22 protein-coding genes are annotated in these 22,150 nt (G+C 51.9%); 10 read left to right on the top strand and 12 right to left on the bottom strand.

All coding sequences use genetic code 11. From position 1 onward, the window contains the following. Nucleotides 1-18: 18 nt before the first annotated feature. Nucleotides 19-384 (top strand): winged helix-turn-helix domain-containing protein, encoded by a 366-nt coding sequence (locus QUF18_RS02640; RefSeq protein WP_289384994.1) that lies wholly within the window; start codon nt 19-21, stop codon nt 382-384. On the opposite strand, the gene QUF18_RS02635 is transcribed toward QUF18_RS02640, so the two are convergent. The 4 genes from QUF18_RS02635 to QUF18_RS20470 all read right to left on the bottom strand — a co-directional run bounded on the left by QUF18_RS02635 (nt 385) and on the right by QUF18_RS20470 (nt 3,415). Further along, nucleotides 385-807: a DoxX family protein gene (locus QUF18_RS02635; protein ID WP_289384992.1), complete on the bottom strand. Its 423-nt coding sequence runs from the start codon at nt 805-807 to the stop codon at nt 385-387. It lies immediately after the preceding gene. Beyond that, nucleotides 804-1,454, bottom strand: coding sequence for a TetR/AcrR family transcriptional regulator (locus QUF18_RS02630; RefSeq protein ID WP_289384990.1), 651 nt, complete (start codon nt 1,452-1,454; stop codon nt 804-806). Before QUF18_RS02630 ends, QUF18_RS02635 begins: the two co-directional genes overlap by 4 nt. Beyond that, nucleotides 1,451-2,362: a DMT family transporter gene (locus QUF18_RS02625; protein WP_289384988.1), complete on the bottom strand. Its 912-nt coding sequence runs from the start codon at nt 2,360-2,362 to the stop codon at nt 1,451-1,453. Before QUF18_RS02625 ends, QUF18_RS02630 begins: the two co-directional genes overlap by 4 nt. A gap of 594 nt (nt 2,363-2,956) precedes the next feature. After that, on the bottom strand, nt 2,957-3,415 hold the full coding sequence (locus tag QUF18_RS20470; protein ID WP_434547414.1) for a hypothetical protein: 459 nt from the start codon (nt 3,413-3,415) through the stop codon (nt 2,957-2,959). Between the two features lie 96 nt (nt 3,416-3,511). Between QUF18_RS20470 and QUF18_RS20465 the strand changes: the two genes are divergently transcribed. Further along, complete coding sequence (locus tag QUF18_RS20465) at nt 3,512-3,664, top strand: hypothetical protein (RefSeq protein WP_434547413.1); 153 nt, start codon at nt 3,512-3,514, stop codon at nt 3,662-3,664. A gap of 55 nt (nt 3,665-3,719) precedes the next feature. Here QUF18_RS20465 and QUF18_RS02615 read toward each other — a convergent pair whose 3' ends face one another. The 3 genes from QUF18_RS02615 to QUF18_RS02605 form a co-directional block, all read right to left on the bottom strand. Continuing rightward, entirely contained in the window at nt 3,720-5,453 is a 1,734-nt protein-coding gene (locus tag QUF18_RS02615; RefSeq protein ID WP_289384985.1) for an ABC transporter ATP-binding protein, read from the bottom strand. A gap of 171 nt (nt 5,454-5,624) precedes the next feature. Beyond that, nucleotides 5,625-7,022, bottom strand: coding sequence for a sensor histidine kinase (locus QUF18_RS02610; protein WP_289384983.1), 1,398 nt, complete (start codon nt 7,020-7,022; stop codon nt 5,625-5,627). After that, complete coding sequence (locus tag QUF18_RS02605) at nt 7,019-7,741, bottom strand: response regulator transcription factor (RefSeq protein ID WP_289384982.1); 723 nt, start codon at nt 7,739-7,741, stop codon at nt 7,019-7,021. Before QUF18_RS02605 ends, QUF18_RS02610 begins: the two co-directional genes overlap by 4 nt. 316 nt (nt 7,742-8,057) lie before the next feature. On the opposite strand from QUF18_RS02605, the gene QUF18_RS02600 reads away from it, so the two are divergent. From QUF18_RS02600 to QUF18_RS02575, 6 genes are all read left to right on the top strand, one after another. Then, nucleotides 8,058-9,083 (top strand): ABC transporter substrate-binding protein, encoded by a 1,026-nt coding sequence (locus QUF18_RS02600; protein WP_374806465.1) that lies wholly within the window; start codon nt 8,058-8,060, stop codon nt 9,081-9,083. A 240-nt stretch (nt 9,084-9,323) separates the two neighbouring features. Further along, nucleotides 9,324-10,268: a Bug family tripartite tricarboxylate transporter substrate binding protein gene (locus tag QUF18_RS02595; RefSeq protein ID WP_289384981.1), complete on the top strand. Its 945-nt coding sequence runs from the start codon at nt 9,324-9,326 to the stop codon at nt 10,266-10,268. After that, entirely contained in the window at nt 10,265-10,750 is a 486-nt protein-coding gene (locus QUF18_RS02590; protein WP_289384980.1) for a tripartite tricarboxylate transporter TctB family protein, read from the top strand. Before QUF18_RS02595 ends, QUF18_RS02590 begins: the two co-directional genes overlap by 4 nt. An 87-nt stretch (nt 10,751-10,837) precedes the next feature. Beyond that, nucleotides 10,838-12,355, top strand: coding sequence for a tripartite tricarboxylate transporter permease (locus QUF18_RS02585; RefSeq protein WP_289384979.1), 1,518 nt, complete (start codon nt 10,838-10,840; stop codon nt 12,353-12,355). A gap of 188 nt (nt 12,356-12,543) precedes the next feature. After that, nucleotides 12,544-12,699: a hypothetical protein gene (locus tag QUF18_RS02580; protein WP_289384977.1), complete on the top strand. Its 156-nt coding sequence runs from the start codon at nt 12,544-12,546 to the stop codon at nt 12,697-12,699. Nucleotides 12,700-12,812: 113 nt separating this feature from the next. Then, nucleotides 12,813-13,634: a M55 family metallopeptidase gene (locus tag QUF18_RS02575; RefSeq protein WP_289384973.1), complete on the top strand. Its 822-nt coding sequence runs from the start codon at nt 12,813-12,815 to the stop codon at nt 13,632-13,634. Nucleotides 13,635-13,768: 134 nt separating this feature from the next. Here QUF18_RS02575 and QUF18_RS02570 read toward each other — a convergent pair whose 3' ends face one another. The 5 genes from QUF18_RS02570 to QUF18_RS02550 all read right to left on the bottom strand — a co-directional run bounded on the left by QUF18_RS02570 (nt 13,769) and on the right by QUF18_RS02550 (nt 20,912). Then, nucleotides 13,769-15,184: an MATE family efflux transporter gene (locus QUF18_RS02570; RefSeq protein WP_289384971.1), complete on the bottom strand. Its 1,416-nt coding sequence runs from the start codon at nt 15,182-15,184 to the stop codon at nt 13,769-13,771. A gap of 159 nt (nt 15,185-15,343) precedes the next feature. Continuing rightward, nucleotides 15,344-16,432 carry a DUF475 domain-containing protein gene (locus QUF18_RS02565; RefSeq protein WP_289384969.1) on the bottom strand — a complete coding sequence of 363 codons (1,089 nt, stop codon included), beginning with the start codon at nt 16,430-16,432 and terminating at the stop codon, nt 15,344-15,346. Between the two features lie 401 nt (nt 16,433-16,833). Then, complete coding sequence (locus tag QUF18_RS02560) at nt 16,834-17,394, bottom strand: L,D-transpeptidase family protein (RefSeq protein WP_289384967.1); 561 nt, start codon at nt 17,392-17,394, stop codon at nt 16,834-16,836. 8 nt (nt 17,395-17,402) lie between these two features. Further along, complete coding sequence (gene ydiJ, locus QUF18_RS02555; RefSeq protein WP_289384965.1) at nt 17,403-20,453, bottom strand: D-2-hydroxyglutarate dehydrogenase YdiJ; 3,051 nt, start codon at nt 20,451-20,453, stop codon at nt 17,403-17,405. A 150-nt stretch (nt 20,454-20,603) separates the two neighbouring features. After that, nucleotides 20,604-20,912 (bottom strand): ribbon-helix-helix domain-containing protein, encoded by a 309-nt coding sequence (locus QUF18_RS02550; RefSeq protein WP_289384963.1) that lies wholly within the window; start codon nt 20,910-20,912, stop codon nt 20,604-20,606. Between the two features lie 187 nt (nt 20,913-21,099). Here QUF18_RS02550 and QUF18_RS02545 point away from each other — a divergent pair, with 187 nt between their 5' ends. Together QUF18_RS02545 and QUF18_RS02540 are read left to right on the top strand one after the other, a co-directional pair. Continuing rightward, entirely contained in the window at nt 21,100-21,495 is a 396-nt protein-coding gene (locus QUF18_RS02545) for a VOC family protein (RefSeq protein ID WP_289384961.1), read from the top strand. Between the two features lie 63 nt (nt 21,496-21,558). Further along, entirely contained in the window at nt 21,559-22,095 is a 537-nt protein-coding gene (locus QUF18_RS02540; protein ID WP_289384958.1) for a twin-arginine translocation signal domain-containing protein, read from the top strand. The last annotated feature ends 55 nt before the right edge of the window (nt 22,096-22,150 follow it).

Genomic DNA, 22,150 nt, shown 5'->3' with positions numbered 1-22,150 from the left:
TCCAAGCGGAGACCGCTCATGGCACATCAAAATACCAATCTGCTAAAACCGGTACTCCGGATTGATTTCCCTGAAAAAGCACGCTTGGGTCGTGGTAAAATCCAGCTGCTTGAACACATCCGCGAAACCGGCTCAATCTCTGCAGCCGGTCGCGCTATGGATATGTCCTATCGCCGTGCATGGCAGCTGGTTGATGCGCTGAACAGCATGTTCAGTGAGCCCTCTGTCACGTCGCAACGCGGTGGTAAACAGGGCGGTGGTGCAGTTCTCACCCCTTTCGGAGAAGAGCTGATCCGCCGGTTCCGTCAAATGGAAGTGACCCTTAATGATGCCTTGAACGATGATCTCGCATGGCTGGACAGCAACCGCGCAGAACAGGACTGATTATTTGCGCCGCAGATGCGGTACAACAGCATGCAGAACAGCCACGACAATTAAGCCGCCGATCACGGACAAATGCTCAACCGCCACATGCATTTTGGCAATAGCTTCCGCCCCCTCTGCCCGCCAGAACGCATGAGACACCGGAATGGTGGCGGCCGTGAAAACACCCAATGCTCCCGCGCCCAGCCAGACAAGTGAGCCGCCCCAGATCACCAGAGCAGAGCCGATCAGTTGCACTGCAATAGTCAGCGCGGCGAATAAAGCCGGAGCAGGCAGGCCATTCGCCGTCATTTCCGCCACAGCTGCCGGAAAATCAAACAGCTTGGCTAATCCACTCAGCCAGAAGGTAATCGTCAGTAAGATACGTGCCAAGAGCTGAATAACAGGCATGGCTAAAAGCTGGTAAATCCAGTTCGGGTTCATGATTTTACTCCGCTTAAATCGTGAGATCGGGACTGCCAGCCCCACAACAATGTCTGCAAAGCATCTTCAACAGCCTGATGTTGCATGGGCTCATCCACATGCTGACCGAGCAGTGCCTGACTGAGCAGATTTTCAACAATCATATCGTGATAATGGGTTGCCATCACATGAGGGTCGCCCTGCCGCAGGCTGCCCTTCTGAATATGCGGCGCAATGGTTTTAGCAAAATAATGCCGTGCCATTTGCGGCCCCTTCTCAAACCAAGTTTTGGCAATCGCCGGAAACCGGCCGGATTCCGCTATCACCAGCCGCTGAAAAGCCACATGATGCTCCTGCATCAGCAAAGACAATAATTGCCGGCCTAAGCGTTCCAGCCCGTCTTTCAACGGTAGCATGGATACATCCAGATCTTTGATACCATGGGTAAAAGTCTCACTCATTTCCGAGATAACAGCCATGAACAGGCCTTCTTTATCGCCGAAATGATTATAGAGATTGGTTTTCGAACCACCGGCCTGCCGCATAATCTCGTCAACCGACACGCCTTCATAGCCATGTTCCAAGAACAAAGCCGCAGCGATAGTTCTGATCTGCTCCCGCCGCTCAATGCCGCGGCGGGTAATCCGGACAGGCTTTATCTCACTCATTCAGCGACCTCCGGTTGTTTCTCTGCCTTTTTATCTGCAGCGTTGATTTTATGGTGATGCGCTGGCCGGAAAGACCTGCGATCCACCAGCTGACCATAAAGCAGACTGCCCAATACCAGCATAATACCACCAAGCTGCAACCAGCTTGGCACCATATTATTAAATGTCGCATCCATAATGAAGGCTGTGACCGGAGCGAGCAGGAAGAATGGTGCAACGGCTGATGGGCCTGCACCTTCAATACCACGGAACCATAAAGCAAAGGCCAAAGCAGTGAGAAAGAGTGCCATAACCACAAAGCCGGTGACATTAACGAGGCTTATCGAAGACGGAATATCCTGAAAAATCACAGCAAGGATTGCCAGTTCAACACCGCCGACCACCAACTGCCAGCCGGTAAAAGCCAGCAGAGAACACGGGCGTCCCCATTTATGGACATAGATACCGCCCAGCGCCACAGACAGAGCTGCGCCCAGACCTGCCAGCACGCCGATCATATCCATCTGCACGCCACCGCGCAGCACCACAAGGCTAACGCCAACCGCGCCAAGCAGCACACTGAAAATTTTATGGCCAGTTGGGATAACATGCATCAGCGGCCACGCCAGCAGAATGGTAAAAAGCGGCCCCAGCGCCTGAATGGTTGCCGCTACACCACCCGGCAAACGCAGCGCTGCGACGAATATCAGACCGAAAAACAGACCGGCATTGAGTGTGCCAAGCACAACAATTTTCCACCACCACGCGCGCGGCAGCATTGTGCGGGCGAACAGCAGCAGCGGTATGCCGCCGCCCAAAGCGCGGATAGCACCGATGAAAACCGGATTATGCGGAAGCATGTTAGAGGAAACAATATAGGTGAAGCCCCACAGAATGGTGGCCAGTGCAGCGGCAAGTTTTGGGTTCATAATGTGACCTGTCTTTCAATTTGTCACATCAATATCATACCATACGGTACCGTATCAATACGTTAAATTTATGCATAGATATGATCCGGCACAGTGCTTGCCCGCTCATTCTGCGTCCCCAAAAACTGCAATTTCGGACAATAAGATATCCATACATATTGAGAACTCAAATAAAAACATTTAGGGGACGCAATGAAACATTTGCAAATATATTGCAGCTTAATCTTATTAACATCTTTCAATAATACTTCATATGCAGCCGATAATATAATATCGCCTGAGCCAGATAATCTCAATTATGTTCGTATTTGCGATACTTATGGTAAGAGCTACTTCGCGATTCCGGGCACACAAACTTGTCTGTCGCTCGGGGGATATGTGCGCACGACAACGCAAGTCGGTCATGACCCCTATGACAATACAAATTATACAAGCCCCACGAATTCCGTACGATTTACATTCAACACTAAAACAGCCTCCGAGACCGAACTCGGCACATTGAAAACAGATACTTCCCTCCGTTTTCAATGGGATGATGGAAACGACGGCAAGGGCACCGGCACGTTGCGTAAAGCAATTATCCAGCTAGGAGGCTTATAAATCGGCCTCGATTTTTCGACTTTTGTTAGCTTCAGTAACTATCTCGGCAATATTATCAATGATGATGTTATCGCTTACGGCGGCACCCGCACCGCCCAAATCAGTTATATTTATAAAAGCGACAATGGTTTCTCGGCTCTTCTGGCTCTTGAACAGGGTAGTGACAAAGACAGCGGCTATAATACGAAAAAAGATGACGATACCAGCCTGATCCACGGCGGCACAATTAAAGATTATGTACCGCACGTTATTGCCGGTGTGAAATATGAACAGGGATGGGGTGCTGTTGCGACTGTAGCAGCCTATGACAGCGTGAACAGAACCTGGGCAGGAAAAACCAGACTTGACCTGAAAGTTAGTGATGCTCTGTCTCTCTGGATACAGGGCGCTTACAAAAATAACGAAGATATTTATTTTAACGGACAACGCCAGAAAACCAGTTTTTACGGCCAATGGGGCGGAGACTGGGTTGGCTGGGGTGGTTTCGCATATCAGTTAAACGCTAAAGCCAGCCTCAACACACAAGTTGGCTACGATGCCAGCAAGACGTTGGCAGCAGCAATTAATGTTGAATATCAAATTCTTCCCGGTCTGACTATCCAACCGGAATTTAACTATACGAAATGGAATGATGAGCGCGCTACAGCCCTTAACGGGAAACAAGCTTTTGGCGGCACGCTACTCATCCAGCGCACTTTTTAAAAACATTATGAGAGCATTTTCAGGAACGAAATGCTCTCATAACTTCAGTCATTTTTTAAGCTGCAGGTCGGTTTTGCGCCTCCAGCAACTGACGATAAAGTCCCGATTGAGACGCGAGCAATTGCTCATGGCTGCCCTCTTCCGCCACGCGCCCGTCCTGCACCACAACGATACGATCAGCATTGGTAATCGTGGCAAGGCGATGTGCAATCACTAGAGTGGTACGCCCGACCGACAGATCCGCCAGTGACTGCTGAATGGCACGCTCAGTTTCTGTATCCAGCGCAGAAGTCGCCTCGTCCAAAATCAGGATCGGCGGGTTTTTCAGGAAGATCCGCGCAATCGCCAGACGCTGTTTCTGTCCGCCGGAAAGTTTAACCCCGCGCTCACCGATAATCGTATCCAGCCCCGCTGGCAGACCGGCAACTACATCACTCAGACGCGCACGTTCCATCGCCTGCATAATCTCGGCATCACTCGCATCAAGACGGCCATAGGCAATATTCTCGCGAATGGTTCCCGCAAACAGAAACACGTCCTGACTGACAATACCGATATTACTACGCAAAGATTTCAGCGTCATGTCGCGGATATCAATACAATCAATGCTGATACTGCCGCCGGTCACTTCGTAAAAGCGTGGCAATAAAGAACAGATCGTCGTTTTACCCGCACCGGAAGGGCCGACAAAAGCAATGGTTTCACCGGCCTGAATATCGAGGTTCAGCCCCTGCACAATCGCACGGTTGTCCTGATAACCAAAGGATACCTGATCATAGCGGATATTGCCCTGCAATTGCCCCACATCGCGGGCATTGCTGCGATCGGCAATATCCGGCCGCGTATCCAAAAACTCCAGATAACGCTGAAAACCGGCAATCCCTTTCGGATAGCTTTCAATCACGGAATTGATCTTATCAATCGGGCGGAAGAACACACTCACCAGCAACAGAAAGCCGACAAAGCCACCGGCTGTCAGATCGCCGCGGATTACGAAATAAGCGCCACACAGCATCACCACAACCTGAATAAAGCGCATCGACAGATAGCTTAGCGATGTTGAGGCGGCCATGACCTTATAGGCTTCAAGCTTGGTGTTGCGATAATTCTGATTGTCTTCGGCAAAAAGCGCGCGCTCATAATCTTCGTTGGTGAACGCCTGAACCACACGAATACCGCCGACATTCTCCTCGATACGCGCATTGAACGCCGCCACACGACCATAGAGCGCACGCCATGTTGTGGTCATACGACCGCCGTAGCGCAACGTCACCCAAGCGGTTACCGGCACGATCAGCACAGTAATGATTGCGAGTGTCGAATGCTCCCAGAACATCAGCAGGAAAGCGCCGATCAGGGTCATAATCGCAATGAACAGGTCTTCGGGGCCGTGATGGGCGACCTCACCGATCTCCTCAAGATCCTTGGTCATACGCGCCACAAGGTGACCGGTCTTTTGATTGTCGAAATAACCGAAAGACAATTTCTGCAAATGATCAAAAGCTTTGCGGCGCATCTCGGTCTCAATATTGATTCCGAGCATATGCCCCCAATAGGTCACAACCACCTGCAAACCGGCATTGAATACATAAACACAAAGCAAACCTGCCGCAGCAAGAGCAATCAGCCCCCACTCATTTGTCGGTAGCAAACGGTCGATGAACAATGTCACCGCCACCGGAAAGGCCAGTTCCAGCAAACCGGAAAGCACAGCACTGCAAAAATCTACGGCAAAGAGAAGCTTATGCGGGCGATAATAGGCAAAAAACCGCTTTAATATATCCGTCATGCTTCTCTCTCCCGCCATCCGTCCGTACAAATCTGACATTTTTATTCAAGTTACAGGCGGTTGTAGTGAAAAAGCTTTATCTTGCAACAGAATAAATTGCTGGCGGGCAGGAACACGGCCGGTATGATTTATACGCAACACAATATTATTTTAACCGGCCAAGATATTTCATCAAGGATGAGGAAAACAGATTGTGGCCAGTAGGCCTTTGCCCTGACCAGCGTGACGTAAACTCAAATTACCACCATGAAGCACTGCGATTTCTTCCACGATCGACAGTCCCAAACCACTGCCATGTGGCTGATGCTGGGTATTTTTTGATACTTCGCCACGGGCAAAGCGCTTGCGGATCACAGCGAGCTTTTCTTCCGCTACGCCCGCACCACTGTCCTCAACCTCCAGACAGACATTATCGCCCTGCCTGCGTACCCGCACCGTTACAGCCGTATTCTCTCCGGCATAAAGCAGGGCATTGCTGATAAGATTTTTCAAAGCTTCTTCCAGCAACAGCCGGTCGCCCCGTACTATCAGACTTGCTTCGCCCTCGTAACCGAGGTCAATATTGTTACGCGCTGCCTCGCGCACATAGTCGCCGGTGATCTGACGTGCCATCTCCGCCATATCCAGCGGCACCAGCAATTGTGCTGCTTGATCGCCGGATGCATCAATTTTTGCCAGTAGAAGCAATTGAGCCAATATGCGCTCCGCATGGGCAACAGCCTGATCGGCCTGCGTCACAGCCTCCAGCATAGCCTGCCTGTCATCATTGCGCTGTGCAAGGGCAAGCTGGGTACGCACCACCGCCAGCGGCGTGCGCAACTGATGACTGGCATTGCCTGTAAAATGACGCAGTGCATCAAGCGCCGATTGCAGCCGCACCATGAAGGAATTGACCGTTTCCACCAATCCCTGCACCTCATTGGGCACATGCTCGCTGATCGGATGCAAATCCTGCGGATTTCGCTCCGCAATTGCGTCACTTAAACGATAAAGCGGGCGCAGCGCATAGGTAACAGCAATCCAGACCACCAGCGCCGTGCCAATAATCATGAATAACAATCGTAAAGCCGAGCGCAGCAAAATCGTTTGCGTCAGCTGGCGGCGAGCCATGGTGGTCTCAGCAACGGTCACCGTAAACGGCACGGAATTGACGCCCGTCGATGCGGAGCGCCGTAACAGAGCAAGCCGGATCGGCTCTCCGCGATAAAGCCCGTCACCAAATTCCAGATCTTTATTTTGCGGATTTTCCAGCAGCGGCAACGTTTCATAACCGGTAATAAACTGTCCCGGCGGACCATCGACGCGATAGAATACCCGATCCTGCGCCGCAGAGGTCAGCATTTCCAGCGCGACATAGGGAATGTCGACTTCCAGCTCACCATATTCAGAGACAACAACACGTTCGGCAATAGCCAGCGCAGAGCCACTCAACACACGATCCGCAACTTTATTGGCGGTACTGACGGCTTCTTGATAGGTATCCACCAGCGCAACCAGACCGATCAGCACAGTTGAAACCAGCAACCAGCCAAGCAGACGTTTGCGCAGGGAATAGGCGGCTTCTCTCATTCTCTGTCCGCAGAGAGTATCGGCATATCGTCAGGCAGAACCGGCTGCGCTGCAGTCAGGCGATCAAGATAATAACCAAGGCCGCGCGCGGTTCGCACCGTCAAAGCGAAGGGTGCAAGCCGTTTACGCAAACGGCTGACATATTGCTCAATCGCATTGGAGCTCAAATCATGGTCAAAACCGCTGAGCGATTGCACAATTGCTTCTTTCGCCACCACTTTGCCGCCACGCACAAACAATAATTCCAGCAAACCAAGCTCACGTGCCGGTATTTCAATCGGCTGTCCGCCTGCGCTGAATGTACGTGTGTTCAGATCCAGTGTTACAGACCCAAAATGTACCAGCGCATGACGCAATCCCGCTTGTCTGCGCAATAAAACCCGCACCCGTGCTTCAAACTCACTGATATCAAAGGGCTTAATCATGTAATCATCAGCACCGAGATCCAGCCCGCGCACCCGCTCCTCCGCTGTCCCGCGCGCTGTCAGAATAAGCACGGCTGCCTGATTATGCCGCGCCCGCATCGCGCGCAAAACATCCAGACCGTCCATTTCCGGCAAATTGAGATCAAGGATCACCAGATCAAAAGTCTCCGTCGCTGCTGCGGCATGGGCTGATGCTCCATCCTCAACAATATCAACAGCATAACCGCTACCACGCAGCAAAGCACCAAGCCCTTCTGATAGTGCCTTGTTGTCTTCAACCAGCAAAATCCGCACGCAGTCAGCCTCTCCCCGCCAGTATATCGCAGCCCGTATTGTTTCTCTTGCGAGCAACATATAATGATTACCGCAGCAATGTCAGTGCCATGCAAGCAAATTAATAGCACATAACACCAAGACGCTAAGATGCTAACGCATCACGCCTTGAAGAAGTTCAATCGCCACTCGGGCTTAACCAAAACCCCATGAGTCATACTCACAGAGTTTTGGTTTAAGATTATGGCACATTGCATTGACGCTGTAGTTCTGAGGAGGACAGAGTGTGCGCCGTTTGTGGCTGAGTATTATTTTCGGTGTACTTGTGCTGGGGAGCATCCCTGCACAGACCGCCCCTGTCTTATTTCCCGCTCTCAACGGCAATAAAAATGCACAGATACTGGTTGTTTACTCATCGCTAGACGAGCCGCTTGCCCGCCCGATGATTGAAGGCTTTCAAAAAGAAAACCCAGACATCACTGTGCGTTATGAGGATATGCTCACCACCGAGATTTATGAGCGTATCGTGCGTGAAACGGATGACGGGCTGAAAACCGCCGACTTTGCTTTCTCCTCGGCAATGGACTTGCAGGTCAAACTCACCAATGACGGCTATGCACAATCCGGTATTTTACCAATGAGCGAACGTTGGCCGGCTTGGGCGAACTGGCGCAATACAGCCTATGCTTTGACTTTCGAGCCGGCCGTTTTCGTTTATCACAAACCGGATTTTAAAACCCGCAAACCACCGTCAACCCGTGCAGAATTTATCGCCTATCTCAAAGAACAGGGAGAAGCGGTCTTTGGCCGTATCGGCACCTATGATATTGAACGCTCCGGCGTGGGCTTTCTCTTTATGGCACGCGATCAGGAGCAGTTTGACGATATCTGGACAGTCATTCGCGCGATGGGTGCCGCCGGTGTCAAACTTTATTCCACCAGTCAGGCCATTTTAGAGCGTGTAGCTGACGGGCGCTTTGTCCTCGGTTATAATATTCTCGGTTCTTATGCCGCCGACTGGGCATCCCGCAATCCGGATGTCGGCATTATTCTGCCCAAAGATTATACGGTGGTGATGTCCCGTATCGGTCTGGTGCCGGAGGCTGCCGCCTCACCGGAACTTGGCTGGCGCTATCTTGAATTTTTCATGTCGAAAGAAGGCCAGACCATTCTCGCCCGCCAGCTGCAAATTCCGGCGGTCAGCCCTGAAGTTGCCGGTGAGAATACTGCTCTGACGATGCAGGAAATCTACGGCAGTAAGCTGAAACCGGTGCCGGTCAGCCCAGGGCTGATGGTCTATCTCGATCAGGTCAAGCGTAGCCGTCTGATTGAAAAATGGAATAATGTCCTGCGGCAGCAGTAATCCCTCTCTCCGGCTATAATTCTGTGAACACGCGAGACGCAGCAAACAATCTGCATATCATGTCAGGTTGGCGTCAGCTTCATATGATCGATTGGAAGCACTGTTGTCCGTGGAGGCGGCTCACAACAGTGCCGGGGAGGAATACTGTCATATGGTCGGGGGCCACAGTGCCTGATCCTTCCCGTGCGTTTATTTTAAAAGCACAGCCTGCGTTGAAACGCAGCATCCGGAGGATCAGACGTGAAAAAATTTTTACTCGCTTCCCTTTTTGCAAGCGCATTAGCACTGCCTGCCTATGCAGCAGATTACACCATTATCGCACCGGCCAATCCGGGCGGAGGCTGGGATCAGACAGCCCGTTCCCTGCAGACTGTTCTGCAGCAGGAAGGCATTTCCGGTAAAGTACAGGTACAGAACGTACCAGGTGCCGGTGGTACAATCGGCCTTGCACAATTTGCCAGTCAGCAAAAAGGCAAAGGCGATGCCCTGATCGTCGGCGGCTATGTGATGGTCGGTGCTATTCTTACCAATAAATCACCGGTAACGCTGAAAGATGTTACCCCGATTGCTCGTCTGACCGGCGAATATGAAGCCATTGTTGTGCCTGCTTCATCCCCTTTCCAAAACATCGGCGATCTGGTTGAAGCGCTCAAAAAAGATCCGGGTGCTGTTTCATGGGGCGGCGGCTCGGCCGGTGGGACTGACCATATTGCGGTTGGTCTGATTGCCAAGGCTGCGGGCGTTGATCCTAAGAAAATCAACTACATCGCCTATTCCGGCGGTGGTGAAGCACTGGCCGCTATCCTTGGCAGTCAGGTTTCTGCCGGTATTTCCGGCTATGGTGAATTTGAATCGCAGGTTAAATCCGGCACATTGCGTCTGCTTGCAATTTCCAGCGCCGAGCGCCTTGAAGGTATTGATGCGCCGACACTGAAAGAATCCGGCCTTGATGTTGTGGTTGAAAACTGGCGCATGCTGGCAGCTGCACCTGGCATTTCCGCTGAGCAGAAAGCCGCGATCAATGCCGATATTGAAAAACTGGCCAAATCCAAAACATGGCAGGACACGCTGAAAACCAAAGGCTGGGCCGACACCTATCTGGCAGGCGATGCATTTGATGCACAGCTCGACAAGGATATTGAGGCGACCGAAGGTGTTCTGAAAGATATCGGTCTGGTTCAATGAGTACGCTGAAATCAGCAACAGAGCGTCGCCCCGATCGGGCGGCGCTTTGTATCGCCGCCATCCTGCTCGTTGTTTCCGGCATTATGTTCTGGGACATGACCCGTCTTTCTGAGTCTGCCGGCTATTCACAAGTTGGTCCTGCAACGGTTCCCAAAGCCATTGCCTTTGCTCTCGCGGGACTGGCAGTCTGGACAATTATTGCAGCTTTTCGCAATGATTTTCCTGAGCGCGAGCCGCAGGAAGTCAAGCCGGTTCTCTGGATTGTCGGCGGTCTGACCGCGCAAATGCTGCTGCTCAATATCGCAGGTTTTTCCATCGCCACAGGCATCATGTTTGCCCTGACAGCCTATGGTTTCGGCAAACGTAAATTGTGGTTCTCAATCCCTGTCGGCATTGCTGCCTGCTATGTGATCTGGCTGATTTTTGCCAAATTGCTGCAATTATCGCTGCCTGCGGGCCCTTTAGAGCGGTTGTTCTTCTGAAATCCGCAGACTGTCTCCTCAACGCCGCGCCTTACCATGACGCCTGCGGCTTTGAGAAGCTCTGAGACAAAAGTGGGAAATGCTTAAATGTCTACATTTGATTTTCTGATGCAGGGCGTTGGGGTTGCGATGCAACCGATGAACCTGCTTTACGCACTGATCGGCGTAACACTCGGCACTGCTGTCGGCGTACTTCCGGGCATCGGCCCTGCGCTCACAGTTGCCCTGCTGCTGCCTGTGACCTATCAGCTTGATGCAGCAGGCTCTCTGATTATGTTTGCCGGTATTTACTACGGCGGCATGTATGGCGGCTCCACCACCTCCATCCTGCTAAATACACCGGGTGAAAGTGCCTCGATTGTTACCGCTCTGGAAGGTAACAAAATGGCACGCAAAGGTCGCGGTGGCCCTGCATTGGCCACGGCCGCCATCGGTTCTTTTGTTGCCGGTCTGATCGCCACCATCGGCCTCGCTTTTATCGCGCCTTACATCGTCAAACTCGCACTGGTTTTTGGCCCCCGCGAGTATTTTGCGCTGATGGTGCTGGCTTTCGTCACGGTCTCCTCTGCTTTTGGTGACAGTGCTTTGCGGGGGCTAACCTCGCTGTTTATCGGCCTTGCGCTTGCAACCATCGGTATTGACCAGCTTACCGGTCAGGCACGCCTGTCCTTTGGTGTGCCTGATCTGCTGGACGGTATTGAAGTGACAACTCTTGCCGTTGCCATGTTTGCGATTGGCGAAACGCTTTATATCGCCGCGCAAGGCGCGCGGGCACCGGATAAAGTCGAAGCGGTAAAAGGCTCACTGTGGATGTCCGCTTCTGACTGGGCGCGCTCATGGAAACCTTGGCTGCGCGGGACTTTTATCGGCTTTCCGATTGGTGCCATGCCTGCCGGTGGCGCGGAAATCGGCACATTCCTGTCCTATGCAGCGGAGCGCAAACTCACCAAACATCCGGAAGAATTCGGTCATGGCGCGATTGAAGGTGTTGCAGGGCCTGAAGCGGCCAATAATGCCTCGGCGGCCGGTACGCTTGTGCCATTGCTGACGCTCGGTCTGCCGACAACAGCCACTGCGGCAATCATGCTGGCCGGTTTCCAGCAATATGGTCTGCAACCGGGCCCATTACTGTTTGCTACCAATCCGCAGCTGGTCTGGGGTCTGATTGCCAGTCTGCTCATCGCTAATTTCATGTTGCTGGTGCTCAACCTGCCGCTGATCGGCCTGTGGGTGAAACTGTTGAGCATTCCGAAGCCGTGGCTCTATGCCGGTATTCTGATGTTCGCCACCCTTGGCACCATCGGCGCGAACCCGTCTGTGTTTGAACTCGGCATGCTGCTGGCCTTCGGTCTGATGGGTTATGGTATGCGCATTTACGGTTATCCGATCGCCCCTGCGGTTGTCGGCTTGATCCTCGGCCCCTTGGCAGAACAACAGTTGCGCCGTGCTTTGTCGATCAGTCAGGGCGATGTAACAGTGCTGTTTACCTCACCGATTGCCGCTGTTCTGCTCACCATTGCAGCGCTGGCTCTAATTGTACCGCTGATTATGCGTGCCCGTGGCCGTGGACAGGTACTCTCACAACTTGCGGCAAACGAAGACTAATCACGCCCGCATGATCTATATAAAAACCCGCCGCTTAACACGGCGGGTTTTTTATTGTAGCTGGCCATGCGATTCATGCATGGCAGCTCTGCCTTTACAGCAGTTGTGAAAGTGCTTCTCCGAGCCCATCTTTAAAACATCAGATTACGGCTTTGCAAAAGACGAAGCCCCAAACACGGAGAAGCAAGATGACTGAACGCACAAAGCATTCCCGTAACTTCATCGCCCGCGCATTGGCAGTTTTCGGCGCTGCCGCTTCCGCTGCCGCCGCCGTTGAAGGTCGCCGCCGCCCGCATGAAAGAGATTTGCGTACGCTTGGCATCAATCCTGCTGACTTCAGCTAATCTGCCTTAGCTACAAGATTTTAAAAGTTTTAAGCCCCGCGCTTCGGTTGAAGCTGCGGGGCTTTTTTGTCAAGGTAGCGCACGGAATCAATCATGATTACCGGAGGGAAAATATGAGAGTCTATATTTGTGCGGATATTGAAGGTGTTGCAGGCGTTGTAACATCCCAGCAGGGTCAGCCTGGCAATCCGGAATATGAACGCGCACGCCGCTTAATGACAGAAGAAGTCAATTCCGCTATCGAAGGCGCATTGGCAGGCGGAGCAGAGTATATTCTGGTCAATGACTCTCACGGACCAATGGTCAATATCATTCCGGAAATGCTGCATCCGGCGGCAGAGCTGATCCTTGGCCGCCCAAAAAAATTCAATATGGCTGCCGGTCTGAATGAAAGTTTTGACCTGTTGTTCTTCACCGGCCACCATGCCAGTGCCGCGCAATATGGCGTGCTTGCTCATACCACCAACGGCTTTGCTTTCCGCACCATTAAACTCAATGGTCAGGTTGTTGGCGAGCCAGGCTTTTATGGTGCCTATGCCGGTGAGCTTGGTGTGCCGGTGGCTTTGATCAGCGGTGACGATCAGACTGAACAGGAAAACCGTCCGTTCTTCCCGCAAGCTGAATTTGCCACGGTTAAAACTGCACTCGGCAACCGCGCAGCCCGTCAGGTTTCCGTGCAAAATGCCCGTACAATGATCTATGATCGGGCGAAAAAGGCCGTTGAACGTAAAAGCGAGCTCAAAGTCTGGAAGCCGTTTACCGGCCGCATACATGCAGAATTCATCATGAATTCACCGCTGCTCGCCGATCAGATGGCGATTATCCCTTGTGCCAAACGTCCAGATGCCACCACAATCAGCTTTGATTGCAAAAATGTCGCTGAGGCTGTCGGCTGGATGGGCGTTCTCTCCGGCCTCGCAGCCAATGTGAGATAACAACAAAAAAGCCGGCACTGCCGGCTTTTTTAGAGCATAATTCCTTAAACTTGGATCAGTTTAAAGTAAAATTATGCTCTCATTTTAAAATGTTAGAGCGACCTTGTGTAGTGCCAAGTGTGGCACACGGCGCTCTAAATCAGTTTCACAATTTTCCGCTTCCTGAAGATGAAATAATAATAGCCCGATTGCAGGCACAACATTGTTACGAAAGTCAGTGAATAAGCCCACCAGATACCGTCAATGCCGATCCAGTGATTGAAGGTGTAAGCTGCGGGAATTTCCACCAGCACAAGGGCACTCATCGTCAGCGCAGTCGGCGCATAAATCGCGCCGCTCGCCCGCATTGCACTCATAAACACGATGTTCATACCAAACAGCACAATCGTCCAAAGCACGATATGCAGCAAATGCGCTGCCAGATCAGCCACAGCCTGTTCGGTGAGGAAAGCACTGGTAATATAACCGGACAGTAAATAAGCCAGTGCGACACAGGAACCCGTGACCAGCCAGTTCAGCTGCAATCCGGCAATGACAATCTTATGCACCTGCTCATTGCGCCCTGCCCCGACAGCCTGCGCCGCCAGAATAGAGGCCGTGATACCGATAGAAATAGCCGGAAACTGCACCCAGCCCAATGTCTGCACAATTGCACCATAGGCAGCCGTTGCTTGCGTACCATGTCCGTTGACCAGCCCCAGCAGCACGATTTCGGCAAAAGCGATTGTCAGCATTTGCAAAGCTGTCGGCAATCCAACACGCAGGATTGTCTTACAATAGGTACTGTTAAACCGCACCAGCGCCAGAAATTGCCGCGTAAAAGCCATCGGATGATTGCGACGGTTCCAAAACCATATCAACCAGATCAGAGCTACAGCGGAAGCAATCACTGTTGAAACAGCCGCACTCATCACACCCAGCTGCGGAAAGCCCAGCCAGCCTTCAATAAATATTGGTGTCAGCACCATGGCAACACCTGTGGCGATCACCAAAGCCCAGAGCGGACTGACCGCATCACCCACACCACGACTCATATTGCTCATCAGCCATAGCAGAAAAATCACCGGCATACCCATCATCATGATACGCGCATAATGAGAGGATTCTTCAAGCACCGCCACGGGCGTGCCTAGGAATGCCATGAACTGTGTAGCAAATAATCCGCCGATTATTGCCACAGTGATAGAAACGGTCATCACCATAGCCACCGCACTCCCCGCAATGCCATGGAGTTTGACCATGTCCCGCGCGCCCCATGCCTGACCGATCAGCACAGTTGCACCGGCACCGAGACCAATAATCAGCCCGAGGAACAAAAAGAACACCGGTGAAAAAGCGGACATAGCCGCCAGTGCATCGACGCCCATCATCCGGCCGACAAACACACCATTCAGCGTCCCGGATGCTGCCTGCAACACATTGGACAGCAACATCGGCAGAAAAATCAGCATATAAGAGCGCCACAGGCCCTGCAGTACAGGCGGCTTCACAGTATCTACACTGGCAGCAACAGCCTGTCCGTTATTCCCGTTCTGTCCACTTGCTGTCATATCCGCTTTCCGTTCCCGCTGCCACCGATAGCCAATGGCTATTGGTTATTATGCCTGTCTCATCAATGAGCAATAATCGCAGTTTTGCAATGTTGCAAAATATAAAAAACCGCCGGATCACTCCGGCGGCTCATATTTTAGTGAAGGACTAGAGGCTGATTATTCAGCCGCAACAGTCTTGCCCTGCTCAGCATGTGCTTCTTCACGACGATTGTGACGAACCGATGCCCAGAAGGCGATACCGATCAGCACCGCACCGCCAAGACCGGTAATCACTTCCGGAATATGCACGAGTGTCTGGAAATACATCACCACCGAGAGGATCAGGATCGCATAGAATGCGCCATGCTCCAGATAGCGGTATTCGCTCAACGTGCCTTTTTCGACCAGCATAATAGTCATAGAACGCACATACATAGCACCGATACCCAGACCAATCGCAATCACGAACAGGTTCTGCGACAGAGCAAATGCACCGATCACACCGTCGAAGGAGAAGCTGGCATCCAGCACTTCGAGATAAAGGAAGGCACCAAAACCACCCTGCGCCGCTGCATTCAGCGTTTTCTGTGAAGCATCAAGAATACCACCCAGAACTTCCACTGCGAGGAAAGTCAGCAAGCCGTAAATACCGGAATAAAGGAATGTTGTGCCTTCGACCTCACCAAGCACCGACGAGAACGTCAGCAACAGGATCAGAACGAGCGCAACTTCAATACCTTTGATTTCCGCAAGACGTGCCATCGGGCGTTCCAACGGGCCAAACCAATGCACATCCTTATCGGAGTTGAAGAAATAGGTCAGCGCGACCATCAACAGGAATGTACCGCCGAAAGCGGCAATCGGCAGATGCGCATCCGTCATGATCCGCGCATATTCTTCCGGCTTCGATGCAGCAAGCACAATCGCTTCAATCGGGCCGATGCCCGCAGCAATCACCACTACCAGCAGCGGGAAGATAATACGCATACCAAAAACGGCAATGATAATACCCCAGGTCAGAAAGCGATGCTGCCATTCCGGCGTCATGTCTTTCAGCTTATTGGCATTGACCACGGCATTGTCGAAGGACAGCGAGATTTCCAGCACGGCGAGAACCGCACAGATAAAGAAGATCGAGGCCATACCACCGATTGTGCCGGAGGACTGCCAGCCAAGCCATGCGCCGAGTGCCAAACCGACAACGGTGACAATAAATGACCAGGTAAAATAACTCAGAACAGTTTTATGAGGTGTAGGCGTGCTCATTTCACGATCTCCTTATTAGCCGGATGAAAGGCGGGAGACCGGTCTGCCCGATATGAATTTTCAGTGTGAGAACAAGAGTTAAAAGCGGAAATGGCCTGATGGCCTTCCGCAAAAAACATGAAACAGATTTTCATGATCACATGTCCGCCGGCTAAATTTGCGGCAGTACCGACATCACGAGAGCGCCGTAAAAACTCTCGCCAGAGGGGCCCGGTACCGTGTTAGTTCTGTAATGATCAACCCGGTTGCTTCAAACAAACGCAAGGCGGATGCCGGTGCCTCTCACCAGCAGAAAATTCCGCAGCCTTCATACTACAGATGTATAGTAATTAATCATTCCTGCTCAGGCTTCAAGAGCTGCGACCCGTTTTCAATGAAAAAAGGCCACATTTCAAACATGATTACTCAGAAATCAAAATCGGCGTGCCTGTAGGCACCAAGGACCAAATCTCCTGCATTTCGCTATTGGTCACGGCCACACAACCATCCGTCCAGTCCCAGAGATGATGGATAGCTCCAAGCGCGCCCCAGCCATTTGCCAGGCCATGGATCATAATATTGCCGCCGGGTGAAACATTGGCCTCTTTGGCTCTCAGCGCGTCCTGCTCATTGGGATAAGAAATATGCAGGCTAAGATGCGCCATGGATCGCGGATTACGCCAATCAATCACATAATCACCGACCGGCGTCTTCTGATCGCCTTCCTGTAATTTATGCCCCTCCGGTGCGCCACCCAGCGCAATGCGATATGTGCGCAAGACTTCATCACCGCGCAGCAATTGCAACTCACGCTGACCTTTACGCACGATGATTTTATCTGCCTGTTGTTCAACAGCCGCCATAACCGGTGCAGTGCCGGAACCGAAACGTCCCAGCACTTTCGTATAAGCAAAACCCGCAACCGGCACAGCCAGCGCCAGAACCAGCAAGACAGCTAAAGTTTTTCTACGCTTTGGAATCATGGCACCCGTTACAAAGAAGAGATCAACTGCTTCAGAACCTGCAAAGGATGCTGAATTTGCGTCTTTTCCATGATCTCAACCTGCGAACGGCAGGAAAAACCTGTGGCCATAACAATTTGCTCGCGGCCATGGGTCTGCATTTTCTGCCGCCAGCTCAGATCATAGATATTTTCGGACAGTGCACGATTGCGCAACTCATGACCAAAAGTACCGGCCATACCGCAGCAACCGCTTTCTCCAATCACCATATTGATGCCGAAATGTTTAAAGATCGCAACCCAAGCCGCAATTGTCGGCGTGGCATTAGTCTTTTCGGTACAATGCGGCAGCAGCATATAATTCTGTGTGCTGTGCTCAGCCGATGGTTTAATCCCGGAGGCAATCTGCCCCAGATGCTGAGCCAGCCATTCCTGTGGCAGCTTCACATCCGGCACGGCTTCATTTGGCAGCGCCGAGCGATATTCACTGCGATAGGTCAGCGTCATCGACGGATCAAGCCCGACCAGCGGCACACCGCTTTGCGCCAGAGTGTTGAGATAAAGACTGGTATTGCGCGCCGTACGGGTGAAAGACTTCAGATAACCATGCACATGCTGCGCTTTGCCGTTCGGTTTCAATTCAGCCAGATAAGGTGTGAAGCCGAGCGCTTTCAGCAGATCCAGCACATCCAGCAGCAATTGTGTATCGAAGAAACTCGTAAAGCTGTCCTGCACCAGAATAACCGCTTTGGTTTTCTGTTCCGCACTCAGGTTATTCAGCACATTTGCATCCGCCATATGAATATTGCGGGCGCACAGTTCTTTTGTCAGGCGAACATCGCTTAGGGACGGCAGAGCTGTGAGGCCAACCTGTTTCATACCCCAACGGCCAAGACCACTGCCCATCACGCCATTATAAAGCCTGCCGGTTTTGGCAACCAGCGGCATCATATGTTCAATCGAGGCAATCAGCGGGTCTTTCAGCGGACGCAGATAGCGGCTGTAATAAAGCTCAAGGAATTTGGAGCGGAAGGCAGGCACATTGACCTTGACCGGACATTGACCTGCGCAAGCCTTACAGGCAAGGCAGGTATCCATCGCATCACGCACCTGATGGGAAAAGTCATCGCGGTTTTTCGAGCCTAGACTGTTGCTGATACGACCAAGCAAACCACTCCATAGCGGCTTATCCCGCAACGCCTGTGCCGAACGGCGCGGATCAATACCCTTTTCGCTCAACAGACGCAGCCATTCGCGGATCAGCGAAGCACGGCCTTTCGGAGAATAACGCCGGTCGCCGCTGCCTTTGAAAGACGGGCACATAGCGGAATCTGTGTTGAAATCAAAACAAGCGCCGTTACCGTTGCAATAAGGCGCATTGTCATAAGCATTGCGCACATCTGCAGGGATGATCCGGTCTTTCTGACCACGAAAGGCCAGCTCGTCGATCTTTGTCAGCGGCTGATCATCCGGCGTGGCAATCTTACCGGCATTGAGCTGATTATAAGGATCAAAAGCAGCTTTAATACGCTGCAATTGCGGATAAAGCGGGCCAAAAAACTCCGGCACATATTCCGAGCGCACACCCTTACCGTGTTCGCCCCACAAAACGCCGCCATATTTCAGCGTCAACGCCACCACCGCATCGGAGATACGGCGGATCATTATTTCCTGTGCGGGGTCAGACAGATCGAGAGCGGGGCGCACATGCAACACGCCTGCATCGACATGGCCGAACATGCCGTAATCCAGCCCTTCCCCATCCAGCAGCGCGCGAAATTCGAGAATATAATCGGCCAGATTTTCCGGCGGCACCGCCGTATCTTCCACAAATGCAACTGGTCGGCGCGCGCCTTCGACATTGCCGAGCAAACCAACCGCGCGTTTGCGCATTGTCCAGATCGCTTCAATATCATCCGGTTTTTCTGTGATGGTAAAACCATGACGGCCGCTTTGCGGAGAATTTGCCAGAGACTGGCTGACAAAACGGATTTTCTCCGCCAGTTCCTCGGCACTGTCGGCCAGCACCTCGGCAATATTGATACCGTCTGTGCGCTTGCCTTCCTCTGACGGAAAATAATCCGCAATCCGGCTCCAGATAATATCGCCGCGCGCCAGTGACAGCACCTTGGCATCTACTGTCTCAACCGATGCTACCTGCAATCCGGTGAGAAAACGGGCATCGCGCAGCGCAGTGTTGAAGTCATCATAGCGGATATTGATCAATGCCGCGAAACGCGGGAGCGGCAGCAGATTGAGATCGGCTTCAGCGATCAGCGCCAATGTTCCTTCCGCACCGCACAGCAGAGAATTGAGATTAAGCCCGCCGTCTCTCTCGCGCAAATGCGCCAGATCGTAACCGGTCAAAAAGCGGTTGAGCTTCGGGAAAGTCTTATCAATCAGGTCGCGATTATCGTGCTCGATCTCATCGATCAGGCGATAGATTGCACCACTGCGATTATCCGGTTTCTGTAACTCTTGCAGCTCTGTCTTTGAAACCGGTCTGGTATTCAGCTCACTGCCATCCATCAAAACAGCACGTAAGCCCAAAACATGGTTGGAGGTTTTGCCATAAAGGCAGGAGCCCTGCCCGCAGGCATCGGTATTAATCATACCGCCGATAGTGGCACGGTTCGATGTTGAAAGCTCCGGTGCGAAAAACAGGCCATAAGGCTTCAATGTTTTGTTGAGCTGATCTTTGACCACACCGCTCTGCACACGGGCAATGCGCTTTTCCGGATCAATCGAGAGAATACGGTTCATGTAGCGTGAGGTATCAACCACAATTCCGTCGGTCAGTGACTGGCCGTTGGTGCCGGTACCGCCACCGCGCATCGCCATTTTCAGGTGACGGAACTCAGGCTTATGGAGAAGCTGCGCAATCTGCTGCAAATCTTCAAACCCACACGGATAGACCACGCCCTGAGGCTGCACCTGATAAACGGAATTGTCGGTTGCATAAACGGTGGTTGTCGCCGCGCTGAATTCAATATCACCGCCAAAGCTGCTCAGTCGCAACGCATCGTAAAAATCCAACGGCTCCGGTTTTGCCAGAACGTCTGCCTGCAGGAATGGTATCACGCAATTCTCTCCGCATTTGCCGGTTGCCTGTCTGCGCAAGCAACCCGTCTTTCACAGATGTCATAGCGTTTTCAGCAACATTTTCCAATCATACGCAGCGGCTACTTTGTCACGCATTGGCATGAAGTCATGCATAATCGCTGATATAATTTATTCGGCAGCAATAATCAGCGGTGCTGTCATATCTTTACGCTGCACCGGATTCCCACCCTGATAAATCAGGCAGCTGGTACGCAGCAGAGATGCAAAATTCGGCACCGCACCATTTACATGCATTGCTTCATCATAAAGCGTGGAAAGAAAACGCGAAGTCGACATATCCTGTCCGCTCGCGATTTCATCAATAATGTCCCAGAATGCGGCCTCGAGCTGAATACTGGTGGAATGCCCGCCAATACGGACAGAGCGGTTAACCGGACGATAGCGGTCTGGATCCTGCGTCGCAAATACCTCACACATGGCCAATCCTCACTAAAATTTCTTTTCGTTTCTATTCATACCGGAGCGTAATCCGGCATATTTCGCCGTCATCCGCTCACTTCACAATAAAAAATCATCATGCGGTAACGGGCTACTACCATGCAATGAGACAAAAAGTGCAAGTTTGGAATGAAACTAATTCTAAATATCTCATAACCGGTGTCCTATGGCAAAAAATATCCATTCCATGATCCGCGTGCTTGATGAAGCCCGCTCCCTTGCATTCTATAAATCAGCTTTCGATCTGGATATTGCTGAGCGGCTTGATTTTCAGGCTTTCACGCTTGTTTACCTTAGCAATACGGAAAGCGATTTTGAACTTGAACTCACGATCAACAAAGACCGCACTGAACCTTACAATCTGGGTGACGGCTACGGCCATCTCGCTGTTTCAGTGTCTGACCTTGATGCAGAACATGCCCGTCTTGAACAAGCCGGTCTCAATCCGGGCAAGCTGATCGAGTTCAAACCGGACGGTGTGCCGGTTGGTCGCTTCTTCTTCATCACCGATCCGGACGGCTACAAAATCGAAGTTTTGCAGCGCGGCCGCCGCTTCAAATAAGCATGAAACGGGCAGCATTGAGCAGTGCTGCCCGGCAATGACTGTCTATCTTGGGAGGGAAACATGACAGGCTTAACCAAAAATCTGCGCGGCCTATCACGCCGCGACTTACTGAAACGCGGCACTGCCGGTGCTGCACTCATTGTCATGGGCAATACGGTATTCGGTGCCAATTATGCATGGGCACTCGAAAGCAGCGCCTTAAAGCCGGAAACAATGGCGACACTGATCAAACTGGCACGCGATATCTATCCGCATGACAAACTGGCTGACCGGTTTTATGCCATTGCTATTAAAGGCCATGAGACTAAAGCCGCGAAAGACAAAGTTCACCAGGCTTTGATTGAAGACGGCGTTGCCGATCTTGACAAGCGTGCGGCGACAACGGGCACATCCTACCGCGATATGGGTTGGGAAGAAGACCGCATCGCAATCTTACGTGACATTGAAGATACCCCGTTTTTTCAGGCTGTGCGCAGCGATCTCGTTGTCAGCCTTTATAACCAGAAAGAACTCTGGCCGTTGTTCGGTTATGAGGGCGAATCCTATTCCAAGGGTGGTTATATCGAACGCGGTTTTGACGATATCGAGTGGCTCTGACCGCGCATTTTAACAATCTATTTCAGTAAATTACGTCATTTTTCTTTTGGGAGGG

It is taken from the genome of Pseudochrobactrum kiredjianiae (genome assembly GCF_030362795.1).
GTDB lineage: Bacteria > Pseudomonadota > Alphaproteobacteria > Rhizobiales > Rhizobiaceae > Pseudochrobactrum > Pseudochrobactrum kiredjianiae.
The sequence above is the reverse complement of the archived record's forward strand: the minus strand, read 5'-3'. Positions and strand labels throughout refer to the sequence as shown.